The 26,299-nt window shown below is 67.6% G+C and carries 26 protein-coding genes and 7 pseudogenes; 20 read left to right on the top strand and 13 right to left on the bottom strand.

Features of this window, described 5'->3' with window-relative positions; all coding sequences use genetic code 11:
• The first annotated feature begins 55 nt into the window (after positions 1-55).
• The 4 genes and pseudogenes from OHB49_RS00830 to OHB49_RS00820 all read left to right on the top strand — a co-directional run.
• The gene (locus tag OHB49_RS00830) at positions 56-490 is read left to right on the top strand and encodes an ATP-binding protein (RefSeq protein ID WP_329157047.1); all 435 of its coding nucleotides are present in this window, start codon (positions 56-58) and stop codon (positions 488-490) included.
• A gap of 71 nt (positions 491-561) precedes the next feature.
• Positions 562-833, top strand: a pseudogene (locus OHB49_RS45680) (IS1380 family transposase); the annotation flags it as partial.
• Positions 834-1,390: 557 nt separating this feature from the next.
• A complete protein-coding gene (locus OHB49_RS00825; protein WP_329157045.1) occupies positions 1,391-1,816 on the top strand; it encodes a hypothetical protein in 426 nt (141 codons plus the stop codon).
• 267 nt (positions 1,817-2,083) lie between these two features.
• A pseudogene (locus OHB49_RS00820) lies at positions 2,084-2,522 on the top strand (arsenic resistance protein); the annotation flags it as partial.
• Between the two features lie 918 nt (positions 2,523-3,440).
• On the opposite strand, the gene OHB49_RS00815 reads toward OHB49_RS00820, so the two are convergent.
• Positions 3,441-5,516 carry a SpoIIE family protein phosphatase gene (locus OHB49_RS00815; protein ID WP_329157043.1) on the bottom strand — a complete coding sequence of 692 codons (2,076 nt, stop codon included), beginning with the start codon at positions 5,514-5,516 and terminating at the stop codon, positions 3,441-3,443.
• A gap of 284 nt (positions 5,517-5,800) precedes the next feature.
• Between OHB49_RS00815 and OHB49_RS00810 the strand changes: the two are divergent.
• A pseudogene (locus tag OHB49_RS00810) lies at positions 5,801-6,046 on the top strand (DUF4158 domain-containing protein); the annotation flags it as partial.
• Between the two features lie 24 nt (positions 6,047-6,070).
• A pseudogene (locus tag OHB49_RS00805) lies at positions 6,071-6,556 on the top strand (hypothetical protein).
• A 189-nt stretch (positions 6,557-6,745) separates the two neighbouring features.
• On the opposite strand, the gene OHB49_RS00800 reads toward OHB49_RS00805, so the two are convergent.
• Positions 6,746-7,339 (bottom strand): TetR/AcrR family transcriptional regulator, encoded by a 594-nt coding sequence (locus tag OHB49_RS00800; RefSeq protein WP_329157041.1) that lies wholly within the window; start codon positions 7,337-7,339, stop codon positions 6,746-6,748.
• A gap of 111 nt (positions 7,340-7,450) precedes the next feature.
• Here OHB49_RS00800 and OHB49_RS00795 point away from each other — a divergent pair, with 111 nt between their 5' ends.
• The 4 genes from OHB49_RS00795 (at position 7,451) to OHB49_RS00780 (ending at position 9,483) form a co-directional block, all read left to right on the top strand.
• Positions 7,451-8,461, top strand: coding sequence for an NADP-dependent oxidoreductase (locus tag OHB49_RS00795; protein ID WP_329166292.1), 1,011 nt, complete (start codon positions 7,451-7,453; stop codon positions 8,459-8,461).
• A 235-nt stretch (positions 8,462-8,696) separates the two neighbouring features.
• Entirely contained in the window at positions 8,697-8,951 is a 255-nt protein-coding gene (locus OHB49_RS00790) for a helicase associated domain-containing protein (RefSeq protein WP_329157039.1), read from the top strand.
• 61 nt (positions 8,952-9,012) lie between these two features.
• Entirely contained in the window at positions 9,013-9,195 is a 183-nt protein-coding gene (locus OHB49_RS00785) for a helicase associated domain-containing protein (RefSeq protein WP_329166291.1), read from the top strand.
• Positions 9,196-9,234: 39 nt separating this feature from the next.
• Positions 9,235-9,483 (top strand): hypothetical protein, encoded by a 249-nt coding sequence (locus OHB49_RS00780; protein WP_329157038.1) that lies wholly within the window; start codon positions 9,235-9,237, stop codon positions 9,481-9,483.
• A 299-nt stretch (positions 9,484-9,782) separates the two neighbouring features.
• On the opposite strand, the gene OHB49_RS00775 is transcribed toward OHB49_RS00780, so the two are convergent.
• The 5 genes from OHB49_RS00775 to rpmG form a co-directional block, all read right to left on the bottom strand.
• A complete protein-coding gene (locus OHB49_RS00775) occupies positions 9,783-10,736 on the bottom strand; it encodes a 5'-nucleotidase (RefSeq protein ID WP_329157036.1) in 954 nt (317 codons plus the stop codon).
• Positions 10,737-11,147: 411 nt separating this feature from the next.
• A complete protein-coding gene (gene rpsR, locus OHB49_RS00770) occupies positions 11,148-11,396 on the bottom strand; it encodes a 30S ribosomal protein S18 (protein ID WP_329157034.1) in 249 nt (82 codons plus the stop codon).
• A 49-nt stretch (positions 11,397-11,445) separates the two neighbouring features.
• Positions 11,446-12,600, bottom strand: coding sequence for a CobW family GTP-binding protein (locus OHB49_RS00765; protein ID WP_329157033.1), 1,155 nt, complete (start codon positions 12,598-12,600; stop codon positions 11,446-11,448).
• Entirely contained in the window at positions 12,600-12,854 is a 255-nt protein-coding gene (locus tag OHB49_RS00760; RefSeq protein ID WP_329157032.1) for a type B 50S ribosomal protein L31, read from the bottom strand. The genes OHB49_RS00765 and OHB49_RS00760 overlap by 1 nt, the downstream gene beginning before the upstream one ends.
• Before the next feature lie 32 nt (positions 12,855-12,886).
• A complete protein-coding gene (gene rpmG / locus OHB49_RS00755) occupies positions 12,887-13,051 on the bottom strand; it encodes a 50S ribosomal protein L33 (RefSeq protein ID WP_329157031.1) in 165 nt (54 codons plus the stop codon).
• A gap of 67 nt (positions 13,052-13,118) precedes the next feature.
• Here rpmG and rpmB point away from each other — a divergent pair, with 67 nt between their 5' ends.
• Together rpmB and rpsN are read left to right on the top strand one after the other, a co-directional pair.
• Entirely contained in the window at positions 13,119-13,355 is a 237-nt protein-coding gene (gene rpmB, locus OHB49_RS00750) for a 50S ribosomal protein L28 (protein WP_329157030.1), read from the top strand.
• Complete coding sequence (rpsN, locus tag OHB49_RS00745) at positions 13,355-13,660, top strand: 30S ribosomal protein S14 (RefSeq protein WP_329157028.1); 306 nt, start codon at positions 13,355-13,357, stop codon at positions 13,658-13,660. The genes rpmB and rpsN overlap by 1 nt, the downstream gene beginning before the upstream one ends.
• Here rpsN and OHB49_RS00740 read toward each other — a convergent pair.
• Entirely contained in the window at positions 13,641-14,033 is a 393-nt protein-coding gene (locus OHB49_RS00740; RefSeq protein WP_329166820.1) for a hypothetical protein, read from the bottom strand. The genes rpsN and OHB49_RS00740 overlap by 20 nt on opposite strands.
• Here OHB49_RS00740 and OHB49_RS00735 point away from each other — a divergent pair.
• Positions 13,960-14,162, top strand: a pseudogene (locus OHB49_RS00735) (ABC transporter permease); the annotation flags it as partial. The gene OHB49_RS00740 and the pseudogene OHB49_RS00735 sit on opposite strands and share 74 nt — an antisense overlap.
• Before the next feature lie 142 nt (positions 14,163-14,304).
• Here OHB49_RS00735 and OHB49_RS00730 read toward each other — a convergent pair.
• Positions 14,305-14,586: pseudogene (locus OHB49_RS00730) on the bottom strand (hypothetical protein); the annotation flags it as partial.
• 120 nt (positions 14,587-14,706) lie between these two features.
• On the opposite strand from OHB49_RS00730, the gene tap reads away from it, so the two are divergent.
• Positions 14,707-16,902, top strand: a complete 2,196-nt coding sequence (gene tap, locus OHB49_RS00725; protein ID WP_329157026.1) for a telomere-associated protein Tap — start codon at positions 14,707-14,709, stop codon at positions 16,900-16,902.
• Between the two features lie 9 nt (positions 16,903-16,911).
• Positions 16,912-17,466 carry a telomere-protecting terminal protein Tpg gene (gene tpg / locus OHB49_RS00720; protein WP_329157024.1) on the top strand — a complete coding sequence of 185 codons (555 nt, stop codon included), beginning with the start codon at positions 16,912-16,914 and terminating at the stop codon, positions 17,464-17,466.
• Between the two features lie 108 nt (positions 17,467-17,574).
• On the opposite strand, the pseudogene OHB49_RS00715 reads toward tpg, so the two are convergent.
• A pseudogene (locus OHB49_RS00715) lies at positions 17,575-17,778 on the bottom strand (DUF5959 family protein); the annotation flags it as partial.
• A 331-nt stretch (positions 17,779-18,109) separates the two neighbouring features.
• Here OHB49_RS00715 and OHB49_RS00710 point away from each other — a divergent pair.
• The 3 genes from OHB49_RS00710 (at position 18,110) to OHB49_RS00700 (ending at position 21,601) form a co-directional block, all read left to right on the top strand.
• Positions 18,110-18,529 (top strand): YciI family protein, encoded by a 420-nt coding sequence (locus OHB49_RS00710; RefSeq protein ID WP_329157023.1) that lies wholly within the window; start codon positions 18,110-18,112, stop codon positions 18,527-18,529.
• Positions 18,502-19,836 carry an RNA polymerase sigma factor gene (locus OHB49_RS00705; RefSeq protein WP_329157020.1) on the top strand — a complete coding sequence of 445 codons (1,335 nt, stop codon included), beginning with the start codon at positions 18,502-18,504 and terminating at the stop codon, positions 19,834-19,836. Before OHB49_RS00710 ends, OHB49_RS00705 begins: the two co-directional genes overlap by 28 nt.
• Before the next feature lie 1,177 nt (positions 19,837-21,013).
• Complete coding sequence (locus OHB49_RS00700; RefSeq protein ID WP_329157018.1) at positions 21,014-21,601, top strand: hypothetical protein; 588 nt, start codon at positions 21,014-21,016, stop codon at positions 21,599-21,601.
• Between the two features lie 177 nt (positions 21,602-21,778).
• Here OHB49_RS00700 and OHB49_RS00695 read toward each other — a convergent pair whose 3' ends face one another.
• Entirely contained in the window at positions 21,779-22,630 is an 852-nt protein-coding gene (locus tag OHB49_RS00695; RefSeq protein WP_329157016.1) for a PHP domain-containing protein, read from the bottom strand.
• A gap of 349 nt (positions 22,631-22,979) precedes the next feature.
• On the opposite strand from OHB49_RS00695, the gene OHB49_RS00690 reads away from it, so the two are divergent.
• Entirely contained in the window at positions 22,980-23,285 is a 306-nt protein-coding gene (locus OHB49_RS00690; RefSeq protein ID WP_329166819.1) for a hypothetical protein, read from the top strand.
• Between the two features lie 431 nt (positions 23,286-23,716).
• Here the strand turns inward: OHB49_RS00690 and OHB49_RS00685 are convergent, their stop codons facing one another.
• Positions 23,717-23,860, bottom strand: coding sequence for a hypothetical protein (locus OHB49_RS00685; RefSeq protein ID WP_329157014.1), 144 nt, complete (start codon positions 23,858-23,860; stop codon positions 23,717-23,719).
• Between the two features lie 239 nt (positions 23,861-24,099).
• On the opposite strand from OHB49_RS00685, the gene OHB49_RS00680 reads away from it, so the two are divergent.
• The gene (locus OHB49_RS00680) at positions 24,100-25,698 is read left to right on the top strand and encodes an ISL3 family transposase (protein WP_443079467.1); all 1,599 of its coding nucleotides are present in this window, start codon (positions 24,100-24,102) and stop codon (positions 25,696-25,698) included.
• 18 nt (positions 25,699-25,716) lie between these two features.
• Here the strand turns inward: OHB49_RS00680 and OHB49_RS45675 are convergent, their stop codons facing one another.
• A complete protein-coding gene (locus OHB49_RS45675; protein WP_443079627.1) occupies positions 25,717-26,205 on the bottom strand; it encodes a DUF6368 family protein in 489 nt (162 codons plus the stop codon).
• Between the last annotated feature and the right edge of the window lie 94 nt (positions 26,206-26,299).

The following is a 26,299-nucleotide window of genomic DNA, read 5'->3' as shown; positions in this document are numbered from 1 at the left end:
ACCGTCCCGCACAGGGGGACTGCGCCCGCTCCTGGACCGAGCCGGCACAGCGCCTTTGCCGGACCTGTGCGACGACATCGCACACGCGCCCCCGGACGGCAACCGGACCGGCGAGGCACTGATGCTGCTCGCCCGCACGAAGGTGCTGCCTCAAGACCGGGTACTGACCCTCTCGCTGCCTGCGGGCCCCGAGGCCGCACCGATCGCCCGCGCGGCGGCCCGTCACCAGCTGGAGGCCTGGGGGGTGGACGAGGAGACGGCGTTCACCACCGAGCTCATCGTCAGCGAGCTCGTCGGCAACGCGGTCCGCTACGGCACTCCGCCCCTGCAACTACGCCTGATCTTCGAGCAAATGCTGACCTGCGAGGTCAGCGACAACGCGACCAGCGCTCCGCAGGTGAAACATGCCCGCACCATCGACGAGACAGGCCGAGGACTGTTCATCATCGCAAGCCTCGCGGACCAGTTGAACACCGGGGATTATCTCTGACCTGGGGCGGTGGGGCTTATCCATGGTCCCGTTCGTCGTCAGAAAGCTGCACTCTGCAGGTGTAACGGAGTATCGGGTCGTACCCATATGTCCGCGTCGAGGGTGATGGTCGCAGGGTGGTCTCGCAGGCCGGTGCTGTGGAGATGGCCCGACAGAACTGGGTTGGACACGGCGTTTTCGCAGGCCCACACATCGTGGCGCAACCGCCGGGAGCTGCACGCTCCGGGGGGAGATCCTGCCTCGCGCTCGCCGTGGCCCTGGGCGGGGGACTGCCTGGCTGATATCGCGATGCTGCGGGCTGAGCTGGCTGTGTTCGGGGTGGTGGTCCGATCCGACGGTCTCCGCCCGATCGATACCCTCGTTGGGTCTCGTCCCGGGCGCGGGTGGTGGCCTTGGCCCGGGCGGCGATGGTGAGTCGGCGCAGGAGGCCGCGGGCGGTGGCGAGCTCCTCGGTTGTGAGCTCTACGGCCTCGCCGATGGCGGGGCATCCCGAGGATGCGTTCGCGCCTCGCGGCGCCCTCCTCGGGGAGGGGCACCTCGACAACCTGCTCGTCGTTGGTCGACGACGGCGTGTGATGAGGCCATTGGCCGCGGTGGCCGGTACATGCTGGTCACTGCGCGGGAGGCGGCGTAGAGGGTGAAGCGCAGCTGTTCGTCCGCGAGCAAGACAGCTCCGATGTCCCTTTTCTGTTGATTTAGTGGGGCAGGTAACAGGAAGTGCTCCCGCTCTCGTTGCAGTGCTGGTCAGGCGCATCGCATCCATGATTCATCGCCTATCCCACGAGTGAATCACTCACGTGTAACTTGTGCACGAGGTAATTTCGCTCTAGGGTTTTGATGTGGCGCCGGACAGTCCGCATCCCGGAGCCGTCACTGATGTATCCGACAGGGAGATCACCGATGAACCGCAAGCTCAAGAGCCGCTCTTTCCGGACATACGCCGCCCTCGGGATCGCCGCAGGTGCGGCAGCGCTGGCCCTGATGGTCACCACGCCCGCCGGCGCCACCGAGGCGACCGAGATCGAGTCTCACCGCCCGGGCGCCAAGCCGCCGGTGGTGCTGGTGCACGGCTCCTTCGCGGACTCCTCCAGCTGGAACGGCGTCGTCAAGGATCTGAAGCGCTCGGGCATTGCGGTCATCGCGCCCGCCGACCCGCTGCGGGGCTGCTGCACAGCAACGCCGACCATGAGTGCGTATATACCGCACGACCGAACCGAAGCCCGTGAGCAAGCAACTGGCCGTCGAGCTGGGGCCGCATCCCGACTGCTCGGGGTTGGATCCGGCAGGCCGAGGTCGATGCGGGCGAGCGGCATGACCCCCGGCTGACCACCGACGAGCTGGACGAGCCGGCCCAGCTGCGGCGGGAGATGAGCCAGCTGCATCGGGTGAACGAGGTCCAGCGCACCGCCTCGGCGTTTTCGCCACGCGGCTCGACCCGACCCGGCCCAGGTGACCGCGCTCCTTCGGGCCTGGATCGGCAACCAACGCTCACGCGCCACGACACTCATGCCAGAGCGTATCGAGCAGATTTCCGCCATCAACATGTGCTGGGCATCCACAGGTGCTGCACGGTGAGGCGCCGATGAGCTGGACGGCATGCCACTGCTGGCTGGGTTCCTCCCCCGACGCACTGGCGAGCACAAGATGAACCGCACCATGTACGAGGAGAAGTTCCTTCCTGAAATCGGCCCGGGACCCTGTACGGGCTGCTGTTCACGATCGTCACCCTCTTTGCACCGCAGTGCAAGATCATCACCTGCGGGATGTTGCACGGATCGCGCTGCCCCTGCGCGTTTATTTCGCCCTCATGTGGGCTGGAACCTTCGCTCTGGGCAAGGCCATCGGACTCGCCTACGACCGCACCGCGACTCTGGCCTTCACTGCGGCCGGCAACAAGTTCGAACTCGCCGCCGTAGTCGCCACCCGCCTTCGGCGTCACCTCCGGCCAAGCCCTCTCCGGCCTCGTAGGCCGCTCATCGAGCTCCCGGTCCTCATCGGCCTCGTCTACGTCCCCCGTCTGTCTCGCCGCCGCCTTGCTCACAGGTGGCTTGTTCCATCAGCTCACCACCGTTCGCACCGAGGACTTCGACGAGGACGCCGCAACCGTCGCTTTCCACGACCCCGCCCGCTACGCCGACGGCTGCGCCACTCACCCCATACCGGCATGGGCACACACTTCCTCCGCGCCGCAGCATGCTTCGTCACTCTCACTGATGTCGCTGACCGGCAACTCCTGGCCTGCCAAGGCGACCGGCCTCAGCTGCCACGCCTCGCCGAGAGCGCCGAACCTCCGCCCACCTCAGCCCCCGGCTCCTCAACAGACCGAGCCAGGCCGCGTCGTGTGGGACTGGAAAGAACGCAAAGAAGCCGAACGCTACGAGCCTCTACTGACTGCACCACCCCGCAGACCGGCATCCTGGTCAGGCTGGAGCCCGCGCAGAGACTCGTGGCGGTGGTTTCCTGGCGGCGGACCGTCAGCCGATGGAGAAGTCGGCGAACTCGACACCCATGAACTCCACCCTCAACACATGGGCGCACCGTCCCTCATCGCAGAAGTAGGCATGGCCCAGCGCGCGAGCCAGGACGACCATCTGTTGTCCGCTTGACGTCGCGCTGGGTCAGGCACTGGTAGGCGGCGCGACATATCGCGAAGTGGGGGAAGGTTCTTCTTGCAGTCCTGCGCGGCCAAGACGGCATACGACCATCATCCGTGAGACCGCCCCCGTGCCAGAAGTGTGTTCTTCTCGCGGTTCTACGACGGATTGCGATACCGGTACGGCCGTTCAGCTTGCACGGTGGGGGCAGGAGAACCGGCGGAACAGTCATGGCGGGAAAGGAAGTTGATCTGGGAGGCGACAGTGCCGACCCGAGCAACGGTTCGGTACGCGCCGTCAAGTGAGCGCTGGAGCACGCCAAGTGCTGTCCCCGGCTGGCCGACGCCCGCAGTGCGTCAGGGCCGCGGTCTGGGTCGGGCGATGAGTACGGACACGTCGTCGTGGTCGTCCGGATCACACAGTGTTTCCAGGAGCCGGTCGCAGGTTTCTTCCAGGGAGAGGTCGTGGCCGTCGAGTACGCGGAGGAGGAGGTCGAGGCGTTCGTCGATGGTGTCGCGACGTGTTTCGACCAAGCCGTCGGTGTAGAGGACCAGTTGATCGCCGGGGTGCAAGGGCACGGTGGTCGTTTCGAAGGAAACGCCGCCGACCCCGAGGGGTGCACCAGATGGCAGGTCGAGCAGTTCGGGGGGCCCGCCTGCAGGTGTCAGTGCGGGGGGCAGGTGTCCGGCTACAGCGATTCGGCACCGGTCGCTGTGCGGGTCGTATTCGGCGTAGATGCAGGTGGCGATGTAGGGGTCCAGGCCAGCGGTGATCTTGTCGAGGCGTTGCAGCACCTGGGCGGGCGGGAGGTCGAGGTCAGCCAGGGTCGCGGTGGCGGTGCGCAGGCGGCCCATCGTGGCGGCCGCATCGATGCCGCTGCCCATCACGTCGCCCACCACGAGCGCGGTCTTGTCCTGCGCGAGGGGGAGGACGTCGAACCAGTCGCCACCGACTTCGATAGAGGTTCCGGCGGGTTGGTAGCGAGTAGCGACCTCCAGACTCTCAGGTGGCGTCGGCTGCGGCAGCAGGCTGCGCTGGAGCGTCACCGCAGTGTTGCGGACGCTTTGGTGCAGGCGCGCGTTGTCGAGGGACACTGCAGTTCGGCCGGCGAGCTCAGCGGCCAGGGTGACGTCGTCCGCGTTGAAGGGCAGTTGATTGCGTCCGCGCATCAGCCCCAGGACGCCGAGTGCCCGGCCCTGGACGGCCAGCGGTATCGCGAGATAGGAATGGATGCCGACACTGGCCAGGACAGCGGCAGCTCCGGCGTCACGGGCGATGCGCGCCAGATCCCACTCGTCCACGCGAGTCACCATGATCGGCTGACCGGTCCGTACGCATTGGGTGGGCAGTCGGTCGGCGTCATAACTGACCGGTTGGTCCGCCGTGCCGGCGGCGCCGGCCGCGTCGGCGAGGTAGGCGGCCTTCACAGCGAGGGTGCGAAAGAGCGCCGGGCCGCTGTCAGGTGTCGCGGGGCGGCGATCGTCCAGGGCGGAGTCGAGTACGTCTACGACCGCGACGTCGGCGAGCTCGGGCACTGCGACGTCAGCCAGCTCGCGGGCGGTCTGTTTCATGTCCAAGGTGGTACCGATACGGGCGGAGCCCTCGGCGATCTGGGCCAGGCGCTGCCGGGCCTGGGCCGCCGCTGTGATCGCGCCGTGCCGATCGGTGACATCCACCACCGACGTGGCGACACCAAGAACCTGACCGCCTGGATCCTCCAACCGGTAGACGGAGACAGACCAGGCATGATCGTTGTCAGGGTCGGCCGGGGTGCGGCCAATGGTGTACCTGTCAACCTGAGGGCGTCCGGTCTCGAGCACTTCTCTGACTGCGGCCTCGGACGCGTCGACACTGACGCAGGGCAGAACCTCGCGGAAACCCCGACCGAGGTGGTCCTCGGCAGACAGGCCGTGTATCCGTTCCATCGCCGGATTGACGGCCACATAACGCAGATCGGTGTCCAGAACCTCCAGCGCGACCGGCGACTGGGCGATCAGCTGCGTGGACAACGCCAAGTCCTGCTCCACCTTGCGCAACATCGACGCATCGGTGGCGATACCCAGAGCGTAGAAGTCGCCCTGCTTGTCCGGCAGACGGTTGTAGCGGAATTCCACCAGTCGCGTACTGCCGTCCTTGTTCCGGACGGGAATGAGCCCGGCCCAGCTCTCGCCGGTCTCCATCATCTGCTCGCACTTACCGGCCACCAGGTCCACGTACGGGTCATGGACCAACAGCTGAGCCGCGTGCTGGCCCAGCACTTCCTGCGCGGAGTAACCGAACAGCTCCTCGGCCTGCGGGCTCCACAACACGAACCGCCCGGCGGTATCCAGCGCCACCACCGCCACACCGAGCGCATCCAGCATCCCGCTCGGCAGCTCCAGCCGGAGGTCGGACGAGCCGCTGTCGGCACTCAAAGATTCCGCTTCACTCATCCCAGGTGCTCCTTCCACCTGCCAGGGCGTCGCGCACCCAGCGCAGGCCCTGGAGCTGCAGCGCTGGGATGTTTTTCGTTCCTTTCTGGTGCTTCCATAGTCTCTTGACACGACCGACGACGCACAGTGCCGGGCGAGAACATGTGGTCACCGGGTGTGAGTCGTTGAGGTACAGGAAGTAGCGTCGAGATTGATCATGGTCGGTTACCACAGCCCTCCCCGGGGGAGAGAGAGCTTCCGGGAAAGATCGCTGAGCGGACATGGAGCGCGGCTACGGTCCGGCTGTGCCGGTGGAATTTCTGACTGATGAGCAAGCCGCTGGCTACGGGGCCTTCGGGGAGACGCCCACGCGTCCCGAGCTGGAGCGGTTCTTCTTCCTCGATGACGACGACCGCGACTTGATCGCGCTGCGAAGGTCCGACGGGCATCGCCTCGGCATGGCGATCCAGATCTGCACCGTGCGGTACATCGGCACGTTCCTGGGGGGTGCCCCTATGTCTTTGGTCAAGGGAGTCGGGGGTGCGTTGGGTTGGCGAGCCGGGCAGCATGGCGAGGTGACCGACCTGCTGTGGGATGACGTGAAGTGCTTCTTCGACCCGGACTTGATGGGGTCGTTGCCGGACGTGCGTCTCCCGAATGCCTCGGTGGAGGACTGGCAGGCGGTCCTCAATCTTGTCGCGGAGAAGGGCTGGAAGTGCCAGTACTCCGAGGGAGAGATGGTGCTTCCGGTGCCCCGGGCGGAGGCTGTGCTGTCCCGCCTGGCGGATGCCGAGTGCCCGGACCTGCGGGTCTGGCCAGCGGCCGATGTGTTGGCGAACTTCCGTTTCCATGCCGACGATGAAGTCGACTTCGACGTCGACCTGCGGTAGTTGCAGGGCCAGGAGCGACTGGATGTGTTCTGCGGCTTCCTCCGGGAGATCGGACGGCGGTTGGGCAAGCCGGTGCTGATGGACCCGGAAGGCGACTATGGCCATCCGGTGCTCGGCTTCGACGTCGAGGCGGATCGAGTCGTTCTCCTCGCAGAGCCGCTGGTCAGGTGACTGAGAACGACGGCTGAGGTTCGTAGAAGGCGGCGAGGCGGCCGGCAGTCGGGAAGGTGCTCGGTCGCAGTCCGTTCCCGGGGAGCGCGCGGCTCGATGCCGGTGACCTTGGCCGCCTTGGCGCACTCGGCGTCGATCCGCTCTTGCCGAGCGTGCGGGCGGGTTCGCCGGTCCGCGTGCGCGCAGATCTCAGCTACGGATGCGAGGGCGGCGTTCCCCCTCGGCGCCGCTGTTCGCTGTGCTGGTCAGGATCGCGCTTGCGACAACGTCGAAGAGGTGATCGGCGCGTGGCGCGAGCGAGCGTTGATCGCCGAGCCAGGCGAGCGCCGTTACCAGCGCGAACAAATCGGCGCCATCAATGTCGGTCCGCGCCATGCCCGCGGCCTGGGCACGGATGAGGAGCCGCGCACCGGCCGCGCGCAGGGTGACGCATGAGGCGTGGAGTGCGGACTCGGTGTCCTCGATGGCGGCTGCCATCAGCACGATCGCGCCCCGATACTCGGTTGTCCACGCGACGCAGTCGCGGAGCCACGAGACGAGCGCGTCGTCGGGCGAGCTGGACGTTTCGAGGGCGCCTGCCTTAGCGGTCAGCTCGTCGAAGCTCGTGCGGAGCAGGGCATCGAGCAGCGCCTCGCGCGTCGGGAAGTGACGCAGCAGCGTCGCGAGTCCGACATCGGCCCTGCGCGCGATGTCACGCAGTGACACGTCGACGCCTTGCTCGGTGATGGCGGTGCCCGCTACTGCGAGCAGGTGGTCGCGGTTCTTCCTGGCGTCGGCGCGCATCTGTCCCTCTTGACTATTCGGATCAGTGGTCCATATATTCGGATCAGTGGTCCGTTTATGTGGATCGCTGATCCGAATAAGTCTATCCCGCAGCGCGGGCAGGAGAAAACGATGCCGATACACACGATGAGGGCGGTCCGGCTCCATGAGCACGGCGGTCCTGAAGTTCTGCGTTACGACGAGGTGCTGATTCCCGAGCTGGGGCCGGGTGAGGTGCTCGTTCGCGTGCACGCGGTCGGCGTCAACCCTCCCGACTGGTACCTGCGCGACGGGATGTCCAACCTGCCTGTGGAGGCGCGGCCGAAGTTCAGCTTGCCCGCGATCCCGGGGACGGACCTGTCGGGCGTCGTCGAGGCCGTCGCCGCGGATGTGGACCGTTTCTGCGTCGGTGATGAAGTCTTCGGTCTCCTTCGCTTCCCCAGCTTCGATGGCAGCACCTATGCCGAGTACGTGGCCGCGCCCGCGGCGGACCTCGCACTCAAGCCGGCCGGCATCGATCACGTGCACGCCGCCGGGGCGCCCATGTCCGGGCTCACCGCGTGGCAGTTCCTGATCGAGGTCGGACACGATCACCCCTCGGGCTTCCAGGCGGCGCAGCATCGTCCGGTGCCACTCGACGCCCACAAGACGGTGCTCGTCAACGGCGCCGCGGGCGGCGTGGGGCACTTCGCGCTGCAGCTGGCGAAATGGAAGGGTGCACGGGTCATCGCGGTGGCGTCGGGCGCGCATGAATCGTTCCTGAGTGAGCTCGGCGCCGACGAGTTCATCGACTACACGAAGAGCCGTCCCGAGGAACTCGTGCACGACGTCGACCTCGTTCTCGACGCCGTCGGTGGCCCCGACAGCAAGCGCTTCCTGCGCACCCTCAAGCGCGGCGGCTCCCAGTTCCCCGTGTTCTTCGGAGAGTTCGACGAAGAAGAGACCGCGAAGCTGGGCGTCACCGTCACGGGCACCACGGTCCGCTCGAACGGCGCGCAGCTTGCCGAACTGGGACGCCTGCTCGACGCGGGCACGGTCCGCGTCGCGATCGACAGCACGTTCGCGCTCGCGGATGCCCGAGCCGCGCACGAACGCGCCGCCCGAGGACACATCCAGGGCAAGATCGTGCTCACGGTCGCTTAGGAACGAGCCGTTTCACCGACGCGTCCCGCGCTCGTCCGCGCGGCCCCGGTGGCCAACGAGACGCCGATGCGCAGAGCTTGGGGCACGTTCGGCGACCAGCGGCCGCGATGCTCGCTGCGGCGAACCGAGCGGACCCGTGCGGTCGGCTCGGTTCGCCGCAGGAGATCGCCGAGACGGTCGCTGAGAGTGCTCAATGATTCCGGCCCGCCGAGAGGGCACAGCGACACGATGAGCGGTGCGGGACGTGCGCGGAAAGGGCCACGAGGTCAGAATCGGGAGGGAACACTGGAACCCGCCTTGGCCCCTGACCTGGCAACGCGCCTTCCACGCCGCCCGCCGGCATCAAGAAGCCGGCCACTCACTGACCGACGTGCCCAGGGACTGCACCACCGACGACGGACACCGCCTGGGGGAGTGGCTCCGCACCCAACGCCTCTGCCCCGAACGCCTGGCCCCGTGCAACGGCGCCTGCTCGACGGTCTCGGCCTGATCCGATCCGCTGAACAGCCCCTGACACAGGCAGACCGGCCGCCCGGAGCTGGGACAGGGGTCTGGCTGCCGCGCGTGCCTTTCACCACTGTGAAGGGCGCCTCTACGTTGCGCAGCGGCACATCGAAGTCCTCGACGGCGGACCCGTACGCCTCGGGCAATGGATCAGCAACGCCCGCCGTCGCAAAGAGCGTCTTGCCGCCGACCGTGTCCGCGCACTCGATGCCCTGAGCATGCGCTGGTAGCCACACTCCCTGGCCGTGCTTTCCGTATGCTCGACCGGCATGACGGCACCCATGCTCTCCGACATCGAGTCCATCCAGCCGTTCCCCGCCACCCTCGCGCCGAAGTCCGACGCCGTCTGCAGCGCCCATGGCTGGAAGGCATGCCGGCGACCCCTGGTTGCCGAGGCTGTACTCCGCGAACCTTCGGGCGCCCTCGTGCGGTACAGGAGGGTCTGCCGCCACCGGCTCAAGACCCAGGACAAGGCAGCACGGCACCTCAACGAGCAGGGCATTGTCCTGCCCGACTGACCACAGGACATGGTGGGGGTCACCTTGTCGAAGCACACCCACCGGCTGCCAGTTGCTGTGCACGGCACATGGGGGTTCCCCTCTGGCGGGCGCGGCGCGCCGTCGAGCCACAGCGCTGTGGAGAAGCACAGAGGACCCGCTTCGGCACCGGAGTATCGGGTGCCGGGCCGGTGGGCAATGCGGCCGCTTCGCGTGGGAAGGCGGTCCGTGCAGCAGGACGCGGAGGTGCCCGGGGCCTGGGCGCTCATTGCCGCCCGGGATGACGCCGCCCGCATCGGCAGACAGTTGAGCGGGGGAGGCTACTTCGCATCAGTCTGCGGGGCTTCCTGGTTCACCACTCCGAACGGGATATGGACGCTCGGTGTCGTCCGCGATGTGCCTTGGAGATGGCTTTCCTGGTCGTCGAAGAAGATGTGCGGCTTGAGCACTTCCATGATCGAGCTCTTGTCGATTCCGCCGAGGAAGAAGGCGTCGTTGACCGTGACGCCCCATTGGTTCAGGCTCATGACGGCCCGCTCGTGCGCGGGCGCATTGCGGGCCGTGACGATGGACACGTGGACGCGGATCGCGTAGTCCGGGTCTTTCTTGCGCCGTTCCTCCTCTCGGCGCTGCAGCGTGTTCACCTTCCGGAGGAACTCCCGGAGCGGACCCGCGTCGTGAGGCGTGGCAACGTTCAGGATCTCATGATTACGGAAGCTTTCTATGCCGTCCTGCTGGAACACGCGCTCCGACTCGTCGCTGGCGAGAACCCCGTCGAAGTCGAAGGCGATCCGCAGATCCTTGTCGTCAGGATCGTCGGCGACGGCAGAGCCAAGGACACGGCCTGCCGGCAGCCCAGCGCCCGTAGCCTCGCGGACGTCGCCGTCGTCGGCGGACAGAAACAGCGACATGTGCAGCGCGCGCATGAACTTGTACGGCGAGCGTCCCTGCATGAAAACCGCGCGAGTTATGGGCAGGCCATGAGACCTGATGGATCGCATGACCCGAAGCCCGGTGTCGGGGTCGTTGCGGGAGAGAATGATGACCTCGACCAGCGGGTCACCGTCAGGGTTCAGATCATTCAGTGACAGCAGCCTGCGGATGAAGGGGAAGGCGACTCCCGGCTGCAACGTCTCGTCCAACTTGGTCCGCTGATAACGGCGGTAGCTTTCCTCGCCCTTCTCCCGGAAAACGGCATCGGATTCCTTCAGGTCGAAGAGGGCGCTGGAGGCGATTCCAATGACCAGCCGGTTTTCGAGGCTGTAAGGCGGCACAGTCTCTCCCTGTCGTGTCCCGGAGGGAGTACGTGGTCCCCTCGGTCGTGACGGCCATTTTATCTTCGCGGGCCGTGACGCCGGCGGGTCAGGGCGAGCACGGCCTGGCTTCTCACAGGCCCTGCGCTGGGCCGTTGGCCGGGCCCTGACAGCGTGCGTAGTTCCACTACGGCGCCGGAGCCGCTCGCGATCCAGGCCGCCGGCTCGGACACAGGCAGCAACGAGTCCGTCCGACGCCCGGCGGCCGGACAACCGATGAACCCCGCCTGCATAAGGGGAGCTGCACAAGGAGCCGCCCGGCGGTTTCGCTACCGCGCCCGACGACCACGGCCTCGCGTGAATGCAGCTCCTGGCCGCCGTCCTGGGCCGTCGGGCTGCGGCAGGACCGCCCTGCCGCGCAGCATCGCCGGCTTACTGCGCCCCGACGCGGGCGGCGTACGGCAGGAGCGCCATCTCCCGGGCGTTCTTGATCGCTGCGGCGACCTGCCGCTGCTGCTGGGCGGTGGAGCGAGTGACGCGGCGGCTGCGGATCTTCCCGCGGTCGGAGATGAACTTCCGCAGCAGGTCGGTGTCCTTGTAGTCGATGTACGTGATATCGGCGGCTTCGAGGGGGGTGGGGCGAGGCTTGAGCGGCTTGCGGGGGTCGTGACGGCGGGCCATGAGAGTTCCTTCGTCGGTTCTGATTTCGGCTTGGTGTCTGATGCCAGGGCTACGAGACGGGGTCGAGGAGGGAGTCGAACGCGGCCGGCAGGTGCTTCCACGCCTCGGGACCGGCGGCGTACTCGTCGTCGGTGAGCAGGCAGGATTCGAGTAGCTGTGCCAGGCCGTCGCGGTCGAGGCCGGGAGAGGTGAAGACGAGGTGCTGGCAGCAGTCGCCGTGCTCGGGGTGCCAGTCCAGGGCGGCAGCCGCCCGGCGCATCGGGGACACCATGTCCCATGCGGCGTCCGGCAGGGAAGCCAGCCACGGGCCGGCGTTCTCCACGCACAGCGCGCCTCCTGCGGCGTCCCAGGCGAGCAGGGTGTCGGGGCGGTCGGCGAGCCAGAACCGGCCGCGGCTGCGGGCGGCGCTGCAGCAGAGGTCTTCCAGCGCCTGGTAGAGGCGTTCGGGGTGGAAGGGGCGGCGGCGGTGCCAGACGAGGGTGGCGACCCCGGCTTCGTCCGCTTCCTGGGGCAGCCGTGCGCAGGCCGGGTGCTGGGCGACGGCCGCCGCTTCCACGTCGAAGCCGGCGAAGGCCAGTTGGGCGAGTTCGCCTGATCCGGCGGACACCCGGCGGGCGGTCGGGTGGAGCTGGGCAAGGAGGGCGCGGTCCTCGTCGTCGGCCTCATCGCTGTCGACGAGAGCGAGCACGGCCGCGTACTCCAGCTGCCGGGCCCAGGTGTCGCCGACCGTGCGCTGATCGGTGGTGGCGGCGGCGAGACCGACCTCGGCCAGGTCGTCGCCGTTGGCGAGGTAGGGCAGCACGAGCGCGGGGTCGACGGCGGTCATCACGTTGGTGAGATCGAGGGCGTCGCCGCCGTGCGCGGCGACGACCTCTGCCATGGCCTTGGGTTCGACGGAGTCCCACAGTTCGACGATCGCGAGTCGGGTCAGACCGCCGGCGGCCAGGCGCTCCAGCTCGGGGACCAGGTCTTCGCGCAGCGCGCAGCAGGCGCAGTCGTTGACGAGCGGGGCATCGCCGTACGACAGCTCGCCCGAGGAGTCGCGCACCAGGCGCCGCAGGGTGCCTTCGGCCGCTGTGGCCAGGTCATGGTGGAGGGCGACGCTGCCGGGGACGGTTCGCAGGAGGCGGTCGACGACTTCCCTGCGGGCGTCGCAGTGGAGCCCGCCGACGATCACGACGGGCAGTCGGGGCTGGTTCTGCATCAGTTCGCCTCGCGCCGGCCGTAGCGGCGCTCGAACCGCTCGACGCGGCCGGCGGTGTCCAGGACGCGGGCGCTGCCGGTGTAGAAGGGGTGGCTCACGTTCGAGATCTCGACGTCGACGACAGGGTAGGTGTTGCCGTCCTCCCACTCGATGGTCTTGTCGCTGGTGGCGGTGGAACGGGTGAGGAAGGCGGAGCCGGCAGCCTTGTCGCGGAAGACGGCGGGGCCGTACGGGGGGTGGATTGCGGGCTTCATGGCGTGGTCCTTCAGCGCAGGAGGGTGTGGGGTCAGCGTTCTTCGCGGAAGTCGACGTGCTTGCGGGCGATCGGGTCGAACTTGCGCAGGACCATGCGGTCGGGATCGTTCCGCCGGATCTTGCGGGTGACGTAGGTGTAGCCGGTCCCTGCGGTGGAGTGGAGCTTGATGATCGGGCGTACTTCGGGGCGAGCCATGGGGCTAGTATATGACAATGGTTTCCATTTTCAAATGGAGTCGTCTTGAAGAGAGGCAGGTAACACCTTGTCCGCCCACTGCCAACTGACCGGCGCCCAGCCGGGCTTCGGCAACAACATCTCCCACTCGCACCGACGTACATCCCGGCGCTTCGACCCCAACATCCAACGCAAGCGCTACTGGCTGCCCAGCGAGGGCAGGCATCTACGCCTGACGCTCAGCGCCAAGGCGATCAAGACGATCGACATCACCGGTATCGAGGCGGCCGTGGCCCGCATCCGCGCTCGCGGGGGGAAGGTCTGATGGCCAAGCAGAGCAAGATCACGAAGAACGAGAAGCGCAAGGCAACCGTCGAGCGGTACCAGGCCCGGCGCGCTGAGTTGAAGGAGATCATCCGCCGCCCGGGCACCCCGGAGCCGGAGCGGGCCGCTGCTCTGGCGGAGCTTCGGCGCCAGCCACGCGATGCCAGCGCGACCCGGGTACGCAACCGGGACAGCGTGGACGGCCGGCCCCGGGGACACCTGCGGCAGTTCGGGCTGTCCCGCGTCCGTATGCGCGAGCAGGCCCACGCCGGATTCCTCCCCGGAGTCACCAAGTCGTCCTGGTGACTGTCCCGCCCTGGCGACGGATCGGCTGCTGCTGGCCCTGACTCGGCGGAGTCACGGCAGGCAGCCCATCGGCTCCCACGTGGATGAGGGAGTCTCCGGCCACGGGGCCACGGTTCAGATCTCGAGGAGGGTGGTCGCCGGACTGCTCCGCAAGCGCCAGCGGCGACCAGCCGGGCCGGCCCGGCATCGGGGCCAGGGCCAGGGCCGGCATGAGCACCGTGCCGAAGGACCGGGTGGCGCGTCCGCCCAGCCGTCGCCCCCGCTGGCCGCGACCCGGCGGTTCGGGAACCCGGATACTCGCCGCCGCACCGCTCGACGCGATGCCGGGCTGGTTCCAGCCGATGGCCGGGTACCAGCCGTTCACTCCGGCCATCGAGACGCTGCGCGGGCTGCTGCTGGGCAGCGAGATCGGGCACAACGGGTGGCTGGCCGTGGTCTGGTGCCTGGGGCTGACCGTGCTCGGTTACTTCTGGTCCCCGTTGCTTTCAACTGTGACCCGAAGTGGCGAGAGAAGGACCGGTCGGCAGCTTGTGGGCCGCCGCTCGCAGCCTCAGGGGGCGTCACGGAGGGGCAGAGTTGTGCGATTTCACGGCTTGGATCGTCTTCGGGCACCTCCGCCGACGAGGCGCCGCCAGGGCTCAGCGCTAACGCTCCTGGTTGTAGGAGCTGTCAGGACCGAAGCCCTGGCCGTTCGTGTCACTGCCTGCGTTGCGTCCCCGCTGGACGCCGCGGCGCAGGTTGCTCGGCCTGCCCCTTACTTCTTCGGGGGCGCGGGAGATCTGTGGGCCCCTCGGGGTCGGTGCGCCGGCCTGCTCGACCAGATTGGCCGTGGGCACCCGTCGCGGCAGGCCGGAGGAGGTCACCTCGCTCGCCCTGGGTTTTTGGAGGTGTTCGGCCTGCCGCCACTGCTCGTCGGTCACGGAGCGCCGATGGGGCTGCGCACCCTGCCACCACCGCTCGTTGGACTTGTATGTGGTGTACGCAATTCGAGCGGTGAATGTACGCAGAATAAGCGGTCATTGTTACACTGAAGGGGAGGAGGTGCCATGTCCGAGTTGTTTGACGCGGTCGACGCCCTGATCGCATCTGCGTCCCCGCTGCCCCCTCCGGCTGAACGGGAACGGCTGCGTAGGGCGCATGGTTTGACGCAGGAGCAGGTGGCCAACGCGTTGAAGGTCCGTCGTGCGACGGTGGTGTCGTGGGAGAGTGGGAAGACGGAGCCGCGGCCGCCTCAGCGTGAGGCGTACGCACGCCTGCTTGCACAGCTCGCCGAGCTCTACCCCGCCGACACCCCAGAGCCGGCACCCGCCACGGCCTCCGAGCCATCAGCCACGGCATTGGTGCCGCGGGTGCCCACCGCGCCCGAGACCACCTTCGAACCCGCGCCTGCGCCAGCCCCGGCGTCGTCCAGCGCCCCGACGACGCCAGTGCGATCAGCACCCTCGGCCACGCCCCCCGCAGGGCGACGCCCCGCCGTAAAGGAGACCGCGCGCGGTTCCTCTTCCGTGGCTGCTGACCCGCGATTCGCGCATGGGCCGCTCGGTGTGCTGGATGGCGACGGCTTGCTGTACTGCGTCGGCGGCACGGTGCTGGACTGTCCTGCCAAGTCCCTTCCCGGGCTGGTCGAATGGGTTCTTGCCGAGGCGCAGCTCGGCGCTCCGCGTCTGCATCCGTCCGGCAAGGACTTCGACCCCCTGATCGTGCTGACCACCACGGCCGCCGAACGTCTCGGACTGCCCGAACGGCTCGAGGACCGGCGACGCCTGCGCCTGCCGGACGACCACAAGGTCGTACAGCAGATCACGAAGGCGAAGTGGAAACTCACCCGCCGTGGCTTCGGTCCCTGGGCCCGCGTCTACCGACCCGCACAGGGCGGGCGACGCCAGTGCGTCCAGTTTGCCGTCCTGCCCTGGGGCGCACTCGACTCCCGCTCCTGGGGAACCACCGACCACCTGCACCCGGCCGGCATCGCCGATGTACTGGGCACCTACGCGACCCGCGTCATCACCCCCCGCGGCTCCACCGCCGTCTCGGGCCTGGAAACGATGACCGCGCTGCGGCCGCCGACCCGGGCCGTGAAGGACGAGAGCAGCGGCGCCTGGGTGTCCGGGCCCGTGCCCGGCTCGCTGGCCGAGCCTGTTGACCCGGCGCCGGTCGAGGCACCGGACGAACACCCGGTTGTCGCCGCCCTCTACCCACGCACCCACCAGCGCACCCCGGCCGAAGTCCTGGACGAAGAAGCCTATGAGTGGGCCCGTGACCCGCAGCTGCTCACCGACACCGAATGCACCGGGGCGTTCGCGGTCGGCATTGACGTGAACACGGCGTTCCTCGCCGCCGCGAACCGGCTCGTCGTCGGCCTGGGCGCCCCCGTCCATGTCAAGGATCCGGCGTTCGACAAGAAGACACCCGGCAGTTGGCTGGTCGACCTGTCCGGCATCGAGCTGGACCCGAGGATGCCGAACCCGTTCACGCCCCACGGAGTACGGCCCGAGGGCCCGTCCTGGTACGCGACACCGACCGTCGCCTACGCCCAGGAACTCATCGACACCTACCACCTTCCGGTCACCCTCCGACCGGTGGAGGCATGGATCCGCACCGAGTCCGGCCCTTACCTGGACCCCTGGTACAAGCACCTCAGCGAGGCGTACAAGCAGACGATGGCCGACCTCGGCGTCACCTCCGGTCTGTCCGAGGCCGACTTTCTCACCGTCATGGAGCACCACAAGCAGACCGACCCCGGCATGGCGGCCGTGCTCTCGGCCATCAAGTCGACGGTCAAGGGCGGCATCGGCAAGCTCCGCGAGCGCCCGCAAGGCACCGGCTACAAGTTCGGCGAACGCTGGCCCGCATTGGAGCGCCCGACCTGGCGCCCCGACATCCGCGCAGCCGTCATTTCCGCCGCCCGCATCAACATGCACCGCAAGATCCTCAAAACAGCCGCAGCCACCCAGACCGCCCCGCCCCCGGCCGGCACCCTGACCTTCGGCGAGGACGCACTGATCCCGATCGCGCTGCTCTCCGACTGCGCCGTCTACCTGTCCGACGGGCCGAGCCCGTTGGACGTGCTGCCGCGCACCGCGGACGGAAAGCCGGCCCCGGGCACGTTCCGGCTCGGTGTGTCACCAGGGATGGTCAAGCACGAGGGCACCCAGGACCTGCTCTGGGCCGTCGCGATGCTCGATGAAGGGCACAACCCGGCCCGGCACATCAAGGGCGACACCGAAGACAGCGGGGAGTAGGACCACCTCATGGGCATCCTTGGAGACAGTCTCGACAGGGCCGCGGCGAGCACGGCCACCCGCCCGATCCCCAAGACCGCAGGCGCGCAGATGCGGTTCCTGGTCAGGCAGTTCAAAGGCACCAGAGCCGTTGCCGACCTCCTGGGCATTACCCAGCGCACGGTCGAACGGTACGTCAAGGACCAGATCAAAAAACCACGCCCGGACCTTGCGGCCCGGCTCACAGGTGAGGTCCGCAACCGCTGGCAGCCACGGGTGAAGGAGAAAGCGAAGAAGAACGCCGCCACCTCCACCGGCATCGTCGTGGAAACCAGGGCGCGGTTCGGATTCACCGCCGCACCGGGCACCACGGACGACGGACGTATCCGGCTGATCACCCAGCACCTCCCGCCCCAGTACGCGGCCCGCCTCTTCGACGCACGGACCGCCGGAGCCTCCGAACAGCAGCTCCAGGCAGTGATCGCAGAAGGACTCCAGGAGCAGTACTTCAAAGACCGCGGCCGCCGTGCCGACGGACTCGTGGTGGAGTTCACCGACATCGACTACGTCGAACTCGACTTCTGAACCTGCTTGTAGCCGGTTGGCCGGGGCAGCGCCCTGTGACTGATTCCCAATCGTTGTTGTCAAGCAGTCGGAGTGGGGTGCGGGAGGCGGAGCTCGCGGTCAGTACCCTCATGGTGATCCCTCTGTGCCAACGCCAAGAGCGGCTCGGGCCGCCGCGAGACGCTCTCGGGACTCGACTGTCCACTCGTCGCTCATGTCGAGAGGCACCGAGACGACGATCTGGGTGCTGGCCCCGTCGTGGACTTCGACCACGTAGGGGTCGTCGGCGATGGCGCGGAGGTAGGCAGTGCGGCCCGATTGGGGCCAGTCCGCCGTTGATGACGCTCGCTGATAGTCCCCTCCCGGTGCTCAGGGGTGGACAGACCTGCTCGCCTCGATTCCCCGCACTCCGCACGCCACTTCCTCTCGTCTTCCATTGCTGCCGTGCTGCCGTGCTGCCGTGCTGCCGGGTCCAACGGTGCGGCCGGCCCCGAGGGCGCGGAGCTTCGGGCCACGATCGAGGACATGCTCGCCCCGGTGTGAGACGAAGGCGTCTGTCGAAAAGAATATGGTCCATGTGAGTCTGCCGTGTCGATTTGCGGCTGCGCCGTTCGACCTGAGATAGAGAGGGTCGAGAAGCGACCCCCGACCAAGGAGACGGAAGATGGCGAAGTACATGCTGATCATGCGAGGCACGGACGAATCCGTCGCGAAGATGATGGAGACTCCTTTCGAGGAGATGCTCGAGACGGTGGGCCGCTTCAACGAGGAGATGATCCGGGCAGGCGTGCTCGTCGCTGCCGAGGGTTTGGACGACCCTTCCCAGGGCGTGGTGGTCGACTTCAGCGCGGAGACCCCGGTGGTCACCGACGGCCCCTACGGTGAGACGAAGGAGCTGTTCGGCGGCTTCTACGTGATCGATGTCGCGTCGAAGGAGGATGCGGTCGAGTGGGCCAAGCGGCTTCCGGCCTTCCCTGGCTCGAAGTGCGAGATCCGCCGTGTTCCGGGCATCGACGAGTTCCCGCAGGACAACGAGTGGATCACCAAGGAGCGGGCGTGGCGCGAGCGGACCGGCCAGATCTGACGCCCGCGGCCGATGGCGGCCCGCCGAGCGACGCCTCGGCGCGGCGGGCCGTCGAGGCGGTCTGGCGGATCGAATCGGCACGGATCGTCGGTGCGCTGGCCCGCTACACCGGGGACTTCGCGCTCGCCGAGGATGTCGCGCAGGAGGCTCTGGCGGAGGCACTGGTCACCTGGTCGCGCGACGGTGCGCCGACCAGCCCTGTGGGCTGGTTGCTGGCGACTGCCCGGCGGCGGGCCATCGACGGCTTCCGCCGCAAGTCGGCACTCGACGAGCGGTACGCCACACTTGCGGGCCAGCTGGCTGACGGTGAGTTCAGCTCGGGCGCGGTGACCGCCGCGCCGGGCCGGTCGGACGACCTGCCATGGGATCCCGACCGGGTCGACGACGATGTTCTCGCGCTGATGTTCACCGCCTGCCATCCGGTGCTCTCGCCCGAGGCCCGGGTGGCGCTCACGCTGCGCGTGGTGGGCGGCCTGTCCAGTGAGGAGATCGCCCGGGCGTTCCTCGTGCCCACTGCGACCGTCCAGGCCCGGATCACCCGGGCGAAGAAGACGATCGCCGCGGCGCGAGTGCCGTTCGAGCTGCCGCCGTCCGAGGAGCGGCCAGGGCGGCTCGGCGGGGTCCTGAGCGTCCTGTACGTGATCTTCACAGAGGGCTCGACGGCGACAACCGGCGACCGCCTGCTGCGTTCCGATCTCGCCTATGAGGCTCTTCGGTTGGCCCGGATGCTGGCCGCCCTGCTGCCCGGTGAGCCGGAGGTGTGCGGGCTGCTCGCCCTGTTCGAGCTCACCGCCGCGCGCTTTCCGGCACGCACCGGGCCCGACGGGGAGGCGGTGCTCCTGGAGGATCAGGACCGGCGCCGGTGGGATCGGTCGGCGATCCGTCGAGGCCTGGCCGCGCTCGGCCGGGCCTCGGCCGCCGGGCGGGGCCTTGGACCGTACGGTCTGCAGGCTGCGATTGCCGCCTGCCATGCGACGGCGCCCTCGGTGCAGGAGACCGACTGGGAGCGGGTCGTGCTCCTGTATGAGGCGCTCAGCCGCCTGGCTCCCTCCCCTGTCGTCGAGCTCAACAGGGCTGTGGCCGTCGCGATGGCGAGCGGACCGCAGCAGGCGCTGTCCATGGTCGACGAACTGGTCGCCTCCGGCCGCCTGTCGGGGTCGTACCTGCTCCCGAGCGTGCGCGGCGAACTGCTGGTCCGGCTCGGCCGGACCACCGAGGCCCGGGCCGAGCTGGAACTCGCCGCCCGGTTGTGCCGCAACGCCCGCGAGCGGACGGTGCTGCTGCACAAGGCGGCAGCGTTGGAGTGACGCCCACCCACCCACCCGCCCGGCTGGCCGCCTCGCCCCGGCCGGCCAGCCGGGCGATCGACAGTGTGGTGGTGGCGGGTCCGAAGCCAGCCATCGGCCCGCTGCCTTAACAGCCCCACGCTGAGCTGCGACGGAGAGTCAGACCTCCGGAGTCGCCCGTCAGCCAGCCCCCTTCGGGCCGCGACGAGCAGCCGATGCACATGCACTCAACTGGGGAGCGAAGAGCATGCATGGGGATTTTTGCGGCTCTGACCGCAGTTCCGTGAATGATCTTGTGGACGAGATGGCGGATCATGCGACGCCTGTGCGCCACTCGGTCAGGTCATGCGGATGCCTGCGGATCTGCGCTTTCCAGCATGTCGGCAAGGGGGGTGCCGGTTCGGGCTGCTGCGATTCGTCGTACTCGCAGCTGGGCTCGGGTACGGGGACGGAAAATTGGGTCCTTGCCGCAGCCGCAGGGTTCGCGGCCCTCGTAACGCAGTCCGGCGTTCAGCACGGCAGCCACGACGGTCCATGCCTTGGTGTCTCGGCGCCGTGGAGCCGCGAAGTCGTGGCCAGCACAGACCATTGGTTCTGAGCATCGGGGGCATCGGTGCTCGCCGGGCCCCGGATGCCGCTTGAACGCGACACGGCAGGGCACGCACGCGTAGTGCAGCTTGTAGGGCCTCTCGGCGTAGTAGCACACGAGGTGAACGTACCTGGGCATTATGGCGGTTGACGAGACGGTTTTCGTGGCCCAGATCATGGCTGGATGAGGATGCGGGTCCGGAGGAGCTCGAACGAGGCCCGGCCATACATGGCTCGCTTGAGCAGGAACGTTCCGGCATGCCGTCCCTGGCCTGGGCCATCACGGAACTGCGGTCAGAACCATTTTCGCGAATCCTTATCAGCCCCAGGCTCTTTGAGTATCTGTACGGGTAGCAGCGGTCCATACAGTCAACAAATGATGGCCGTCATGACCACCACCTCGTGGATCGTGATGCTCGTCCCAGCTGTTCTTTTGGCTTCTGTTGTTGCGGCCTGGCCCGGCTCCTTAGCTCCACGCCAGCAGCAGAGGTCCCGCATGCGCCGCGTCCTCTTCTTACCTCTCAGTGTCGTCCTGGTGCTTGCTCTCGCAGCGTGCGGTCGCGCGACCAGCGAGAAGACCGTGCGCAGACTCGCTGGCAACCCAGAAGCAGTGAAGGCACGGCAGGAAGCCGAGTCTGCGAGCCGGGACACCATCGCCGTCTGGGACACCGATACCCCGCTCACGCTCGGTCTGGTCGTTCTGGAGGATGCGTGCGCTGGCGGGCAAGCGAAGGAGTGGTTCTTCCAAACGGGTGACGACCGGTACAAGATCCGCTGCACGATGTACGTCCCTGCCTACTTCGGCGCCGACCCCCGCCGTGTGGCCGACACTGTCGACGGTGTCCTCACCGCAGGGGACCACACCGGATCCCCCATCCCTTTCGGCCACGACTTCCAGTACGCGCGCACAGTCGTCGACTACTACCGGGGGAAGGTGGGCGACCCGCAAGGGCCGGGGACCGGCGAACCGAAGGAGTTGTTCAGCGCAGGCACGATCACTCTCAACTGGGATCAGGTGCACACCAGAGACACGCGTGAACTGATCGAAGAGCCGCGCCCGTGCGCACTCCATGATCCGCCGGTGCGGCGGTGTCTGCACGAGCCGACCTCCACCAGCGTGGCTGATCTGCGTCGCGAGTACGGGATGGTATTCAAACTCACCTTCCCCACCAAGGACTACTTCACCGTCTGGAAGTAACCGGACTGGCGTCGCGACCTCACAACGGCTCACACAGTGAGCCGAGTTGTCGGTGGGTGATCAGGCGGCTGCCGAAGAGATCCTCGACTCCCTCGCCCGCTTCTGCGGACGGATCTCTGGCACAGGACACTGGCCCACCTGATGCAGGGTTTTGCGGGGTGGCTGACGCAGGCGAGGTCAGTCCACGCGTCCCCAGAGGTCGTACGGGTTCGACCCGGGGCGGAACCCATGAGCCTCTGCCATCTGTGCCGCCTCACAGAAGCCGCGGGCGATGGCTGAGGGTTCGTGGGCATCGCTTCCGAACGTCACCGCGTCTCCGCCTTCTTCGTGCCACCACCGCAGGATGGTCGCGTGCAGCGGTACGCGGGTGCTGATCTCCAGCGCCCTGCCCGACTGGGCAGTCGCCCGCAGCGCGTAGCGGAACTCGTCCTCGAATGCTGAAAGTTCGAACGGCCCGGCCTTCTGCTGCGGCCAGTAGCGGATCGGGTAGTCGATGTGGGCCAGCACGGAGAACGCGTCGCTTTCGCTTACCAGCCTGGCCACTTCAGCCAGGTACTCCCGAACGACCTCCGCCGCCTCCCGATGCTCGTACAGGCCCGGCGGCTCGGCGAACCCGTCCCCACCCGGAAGTGGAAGGCAGTGCAGGGAGCCGAGCACCCGGTCGAACCGGCCAGCGCCGAGCACCTTCGCGATGGCCGCAGCGTGCCAATGCGGTTCTCCCATCTCCAGGCCGCTGAGGATCCGAAGCTCCGGGAACCGTTCGCGGCACTCCTCGATCGCCTCCAGATACCCGGAGGCGTCGAATTTCGGGGGAGTCAGCTGCCCGTCCGGCGTGGCCAGGGCAGCGAGATGGTCGCTGGCGTGGGGGCCGTCGAGGGCGACGGTCCAGACGGTGTGGTCGAGATGTTCGGTGAAGGCGATCGCCGGCAGACTCAGGTCCAGCGCCTGCGCGCAGGAGAGCTCCATCGAGCCCATCGGTGCGTCCCAGGACCACTCGCTGTGCACGTGACTGTCCGTGGGCAACGTCACGAGTCCCCCCGTTCCCCAAGTGCATCAACCAGCACCACGCCCGTCCGCCGCAGCCCCACCGGGGCCTCCGCGGTCCGGCTGATCCGCTGCAAGGGGCTGCCCTCCTCCATGCTGACCGGCCAGACGAACACACTCGGTCGACGCTCCACGACCACCTCCAAGATCAGGTCCTGGAAACAGTCTGCTGACCACCGGACGGCACGTCGATTAGCGGGCCAACGATGTCAGCCGAGACACTAGTTGACCACTCGAAGCATCACAGTTGGCCGCACGGCAGCGAGGCATTCGCGTTGCTCGGGGCAGGGGGCCGGGCCCCATCGCGATCGGTACGCTTCCCGCGGAGGTGGGGATGTTCGATGCAGTGATATTCGGCGGTGGTGGTCTCATCTGCGTGTCTCTTGGCGTGTGGTTCGTCGGGCGACAGCACCGCGGGCGCGCCAGCACCCGTGCGGGATGGGGCGCCACGGCGATCGGGTTGGGGCAGTTCTTTCGCGCAGCCAGTTCCTTGTCTGGGAGCCGGCAGCCGCTCGGCTTCATCCTCGCCGTCTGCTTTGCAGCGTTCTGCCTTGGCGGCTTCATTCTGGTGGCGTGCGACCGCGACACCCTCCACCGCGGTGGCCGGAAGCGCCGCAAGCTGCCTCCGCTGGGCCCGTGATGGGTGGCTGAGCGCCAGAGTGGCCAGCTGAAGTGCTGACACCAATGACTGACACCAACAGGCGCGAACGACAGCGATCGGCGCCGAACACCTGCAGGTTCCATCGGTCCGGGCGGAGGCGGGGCACCGGCCTGTAGCGCGAGACGGGCCACCCTCTGCGGACGAGGCAAGTGATGGGGCTGAGCCATGAAGGAGGGCATGCTGCCGCCTGGGCAGCGCCTGGCCAATGGCCCCTCAGTCCGAGCGCCGCTGCCCCCAGCGCCGGTGACGGCACCGACGACCACGGACGAGGCTTCGAGGGAGGCGAGCACAACCGGTGATCGAGCGGGCAACTGGTAGTGGCACCACGCAGTGTTGGCCGGTGTGCGGATCACGGCGCCTCCGTCAGAAGACGGGTGACGTCCTGACGGCTAGCATCCCTGCCGCAGTGGTCAGAAAACGAACCAACTGCCCCCGAAAAGGGCCCCCAGAACATATGAGAAGCCGAGGCCGACCAACGCGAACAGCGCTAGGACGAGCAGCGTGACCACGGCGAACTGGCCAACGGCAGACTTGAGGAAGCGTTGCCAGTTCACGCGCCGAGCGTTCATGCCCCCACCATTCTTCTCTGGCTTTATTCACGAGTAGTGCCGTCGGTTGTTCACGGGTTTGGGAGGCACCCAGATCCACGGTCGGGTGATGTTCACGAGTTTTGGTTCTGGCCCACTTTCCGTGAAGCGTGCACCGTGAGTGACGGTTGGAGGCCGCTTTGGTCGTCGTGAAGTTGCCTGAAAATCAACCGTGGCGATCTTGGATGGGCTGACAGTTCGGGTCCGTGGAAGAGATAGTGCTCCGGCTGGAGGAGCTGTTGTTCCCGTCGATCGCGGATATCGCGGTGCTGTCGGTGGACGTGAACGATGAGGCGGTACTGATAGAGGCCCGGTGCACGATGGCCGGGGCCGACTGCATTGGGTGCAGGGGTTGGTCGGAGCGGGTTCACAGCTCCTACCTGCGGTATCCCGCTGACGTTCCCAGTGCGGGGAAACGGGTTCGGCTGTGCCTGTGGGTCCGCCGGTTCATCTGCGAAAACACGTTGTGCGAACGGCGGACCTTCGTCGAACAGATAGCCGGGCTGACCCGGAGGTATGGTCGGTGGACCGAGCGCCTGCGATCGACGCTCGCCGCGGTCGGCCTCGCGCTCGCCGGCCGGGCAGGCGCCCGCATGGCCGGTGTCTTCGGGGTTGCTGTCAGCCGCAGCACCGTTTTACGACTGGTCGAGGCCCTGCCCGATCCTGAAGTAGCAGTGCCGCGGGTGCTCGGGGTCGACGAGTACGCGACGCGCAAAGGCCGTTTCTACGGGACCGTGCTGGTTGACGTCGAGACCTGTAGACCAGTGGACATGCTTCCTGACCGGGAAGCATCCAGTCTGGCCGCGTGGCTGGCTGAACGCCCCAGCATCGAGGTCGTCTGCCGCGACCGCGCTTCGTTCTTCGCGGAAGGAGCCACCATCGGGGCACCCCAGGCGATTCAAGTCGCAGACAGGTGGCACTTGTGGCACAACCTCAGTGAGGCCGCCGAGCGATGCGTCGCCCAGCACCGCAGCTGCCTTGGGGTCCTGGCTCGTGAGCCAGCCGAATCTGCGGTCGCGGCTCCACCGTCCGAGCAGATGACCGGCTCGCCATGGCCAACAGGGCACCGTTTCGCCGACCGCATCCGCGACAGGCACGCCATCGTCCACACACTGCTGGCGTCCGGCCACAGCCGACGCTCGATTGGCCGCCAGCTCCACATGACCCACCGCACCGTCAAGCGCCTGGCCGACGCAGCCACTCCCGAAGACCTCTTCCAGGGGCAATGGCAAAACCGCCCCACGGTCCTCGACGAGTACAAGTCCTACCTGGACGACCGCTGGAACCAGGGCTGCACCAATGCCTGGGCATTGTGGGAGGAGATCGTGCCGTTCGGCTACAAGGGCAGCTACCAGCGAGTTCGCGCCTACCTGCGGGAGAAACGCCTCTCACCTGGACCGGTTTCCGCCCGGCCGCCAACCCCGCGGACGGTCTCCGGGTGGATCCTGCGGCACCCCGACAGCCTCGCAGCGAGCGAACAACTCCGGCTCAAGGCGGTGCTGGCCCGGTGCCCGGAACTGGACGCCCTCACCCGGCACGTCCGCTCCTTCGCCCGGATGCTCACCGAGCGCACAGGCGAACGCCTACCCGACTGGCTCGACGCCGTCCGGCAAGACGATCTGCCACCCATCCACAGCCTGGCCGCAGGCATCGACCGCGACCGTGATGCCGTCGCGGCCGGCCTCACCCTGCCCTGGAACTCCGGCGTCGTCGAAGGACACGTCAACCGGATCAAGATGCTCAAGCGCCAAATGTTCGGCCGCGCCGGCTTCACGCTGTTACGCAAGCGTGTACTCCTGGCCTAAAAACTGGCTGGCCTACAGCTACTTCACGAGCCGGAAACCGGGCTGTCGAGCCCACGCTCTTAGGAATTCTGCTGAACCATACGCAGCAGGCCACGGATCTTTCATCGTCGCGACGATACCCGGAAGGCCAGCCACGATCGGCACTTGATCCTCATGAAGTTCGGCGTTGGCGACACCGCCGATCACGTCCATGACGGCAGCGGTCAGCAGGGCCGTGACGACGTGGTCGACGGGCCTGTTGCAGAACGCTATGACGTCGACTGCGTGGGTCGGGGTGAAGCCGATGAGGGGCTCCTGGTCGACTTCGTCGGCATGCTCGGCCATGAAGATGGCCTCGTCGCCGATGCCGGGTCCCTTGAGAGAGACCATGACAGGTCGAAGCCCGTCGACGCCGCCCGTGTCCGTTATGCCGAGGCTCTCCGCGTGAATGTTCAGGTCATACTCGCCGGCCCGTTTCTCTTCAAAGTGAGATGAGGAGCGGACAAGGAGTTCCCGGAGCCGCTGGATTGAGGAGGTTTCATCGTGATTCGTGCATGTCAGCGGGCCTGGTGTGACGAGTCGTTGGGGTGCTCGGGCAGCTCATCACGGTGATCGTGGCGAG

This window comes from Streptomyces sp. NBC_01717 (genome assembly GCF_036248255.1).
Classification (GTDB): domain Bacteria; phylum Actinomycetota; class Actinomycetes; order Streptomycetales; family Streptomycetaceae; genus Streptomyces.
This window is presented reverse-complemented; position numbering and strand designations above follow the sequence as displayed.

Bases quoted from the DNA above. Each gene is read 5' to 3' on its own strand.
- rpsR (WP_329157034.1), bottom strand. From the start codon at position 11,396: ATGGCCCGCCGTCACGACCCCCGCAAGCCGCTCAAGCCTCGCCCCACC.
- rpmG (WP_329157031.1), bottom strand. From the start codon at position 13,051: ATGGCTCGCCCCGAAGTACGCCCGATCATCAAGCTCCACTCCACCGCA.
- OHB49_RS00780 (WP_329157038.1), top strand. From the start codon at position 9,235: ATGACGGCACCCATGCTCTCCGACATCGAGTCCATCCAGCCGTTCCCC.
- OHB49_RS00825 (WP_329157045.1), top strand. From the start codon at position 1,391: ATGAACCGCAAGCTCAAGAGCCGCTCTTTCCGGACATACGCCGCCCTC.
- OHB49_RS00765 (WP_329157033.1), bottom strand. From the start codon at position 12,600: ATGCAGAACCAGCCCCGACTGCCCGTCGTGATCGTCGGCGGGCTCCAC.
- OHB49_RS00760 (WP_329157032.1), bottom strand. From the start codon at position 12,854: ATGAAGCCCGCAATCCACCCCCCGTACGGCCCCGCCGTCTTCCGCGAC.
- OHB49_RS00690 (WP_329166819.1), top strand. From the start codon at position 22,980: ATGTTCGATGCAGTGATATTCGGCGGTGGTGGTCTCATCTGCGTGTCT.
- OHB49_RS00800 (WP_329157041.1), bottom strand. From the start codon at position 7,339: ATGCGCGCCGACGCCAGGAAGAACCGCGACCACCTGCTCGCAGTAGCG.
- rpsN (WP_329157028.1), top strand. From the start codon at position 13,355: ATGGCCAAGCAGAGCAAGATCACGAAGAACGAGAAGCGCAAGGCAACC.
- OHB49_RS00740 (WP_329166820.1), bottom strand. From the start codon at position 14,033: ATGGCCGGAGTGAACGGCTGGTACCCGGCCATCGGCTGGAACCAGCCC.
- OHB49_RS00795 (WP_329166292.1), top strand. From the start codon at position 7,451: ATGCCGATACACACGATGAGGGCGGTCCGGCTCCATGAGCACGGCGGT.
- tpg (WP_329157024.1), top strand. From the start codon at position 16,912: ATGGGCATCCTTGGAGACAGTCTCGACAGGGCCGCGGCGAGCACGGCC.
- tap (WP_329157026.1), top strand. From the start codon at position 14,707: ATGTCCGAGTTGTTTGACGCGGTCGACGCCCTGATCGCATCTGCGTCC.
- OHB49_RS00710 (WP_329157023.1), top strand. From the start codon at position 18,110: ATGGCGAAGTACATGCTGATCATGCGAGGCACGGACGAATCCGTCGCG.
- OHB49_RS00815 (WP_329157043.1), bottom strand. From the start codon at position 5,516: ATGAGTGAAGCGGAATCTTTGAGTGCCGACAGCGGCTCGTCCGACCTC.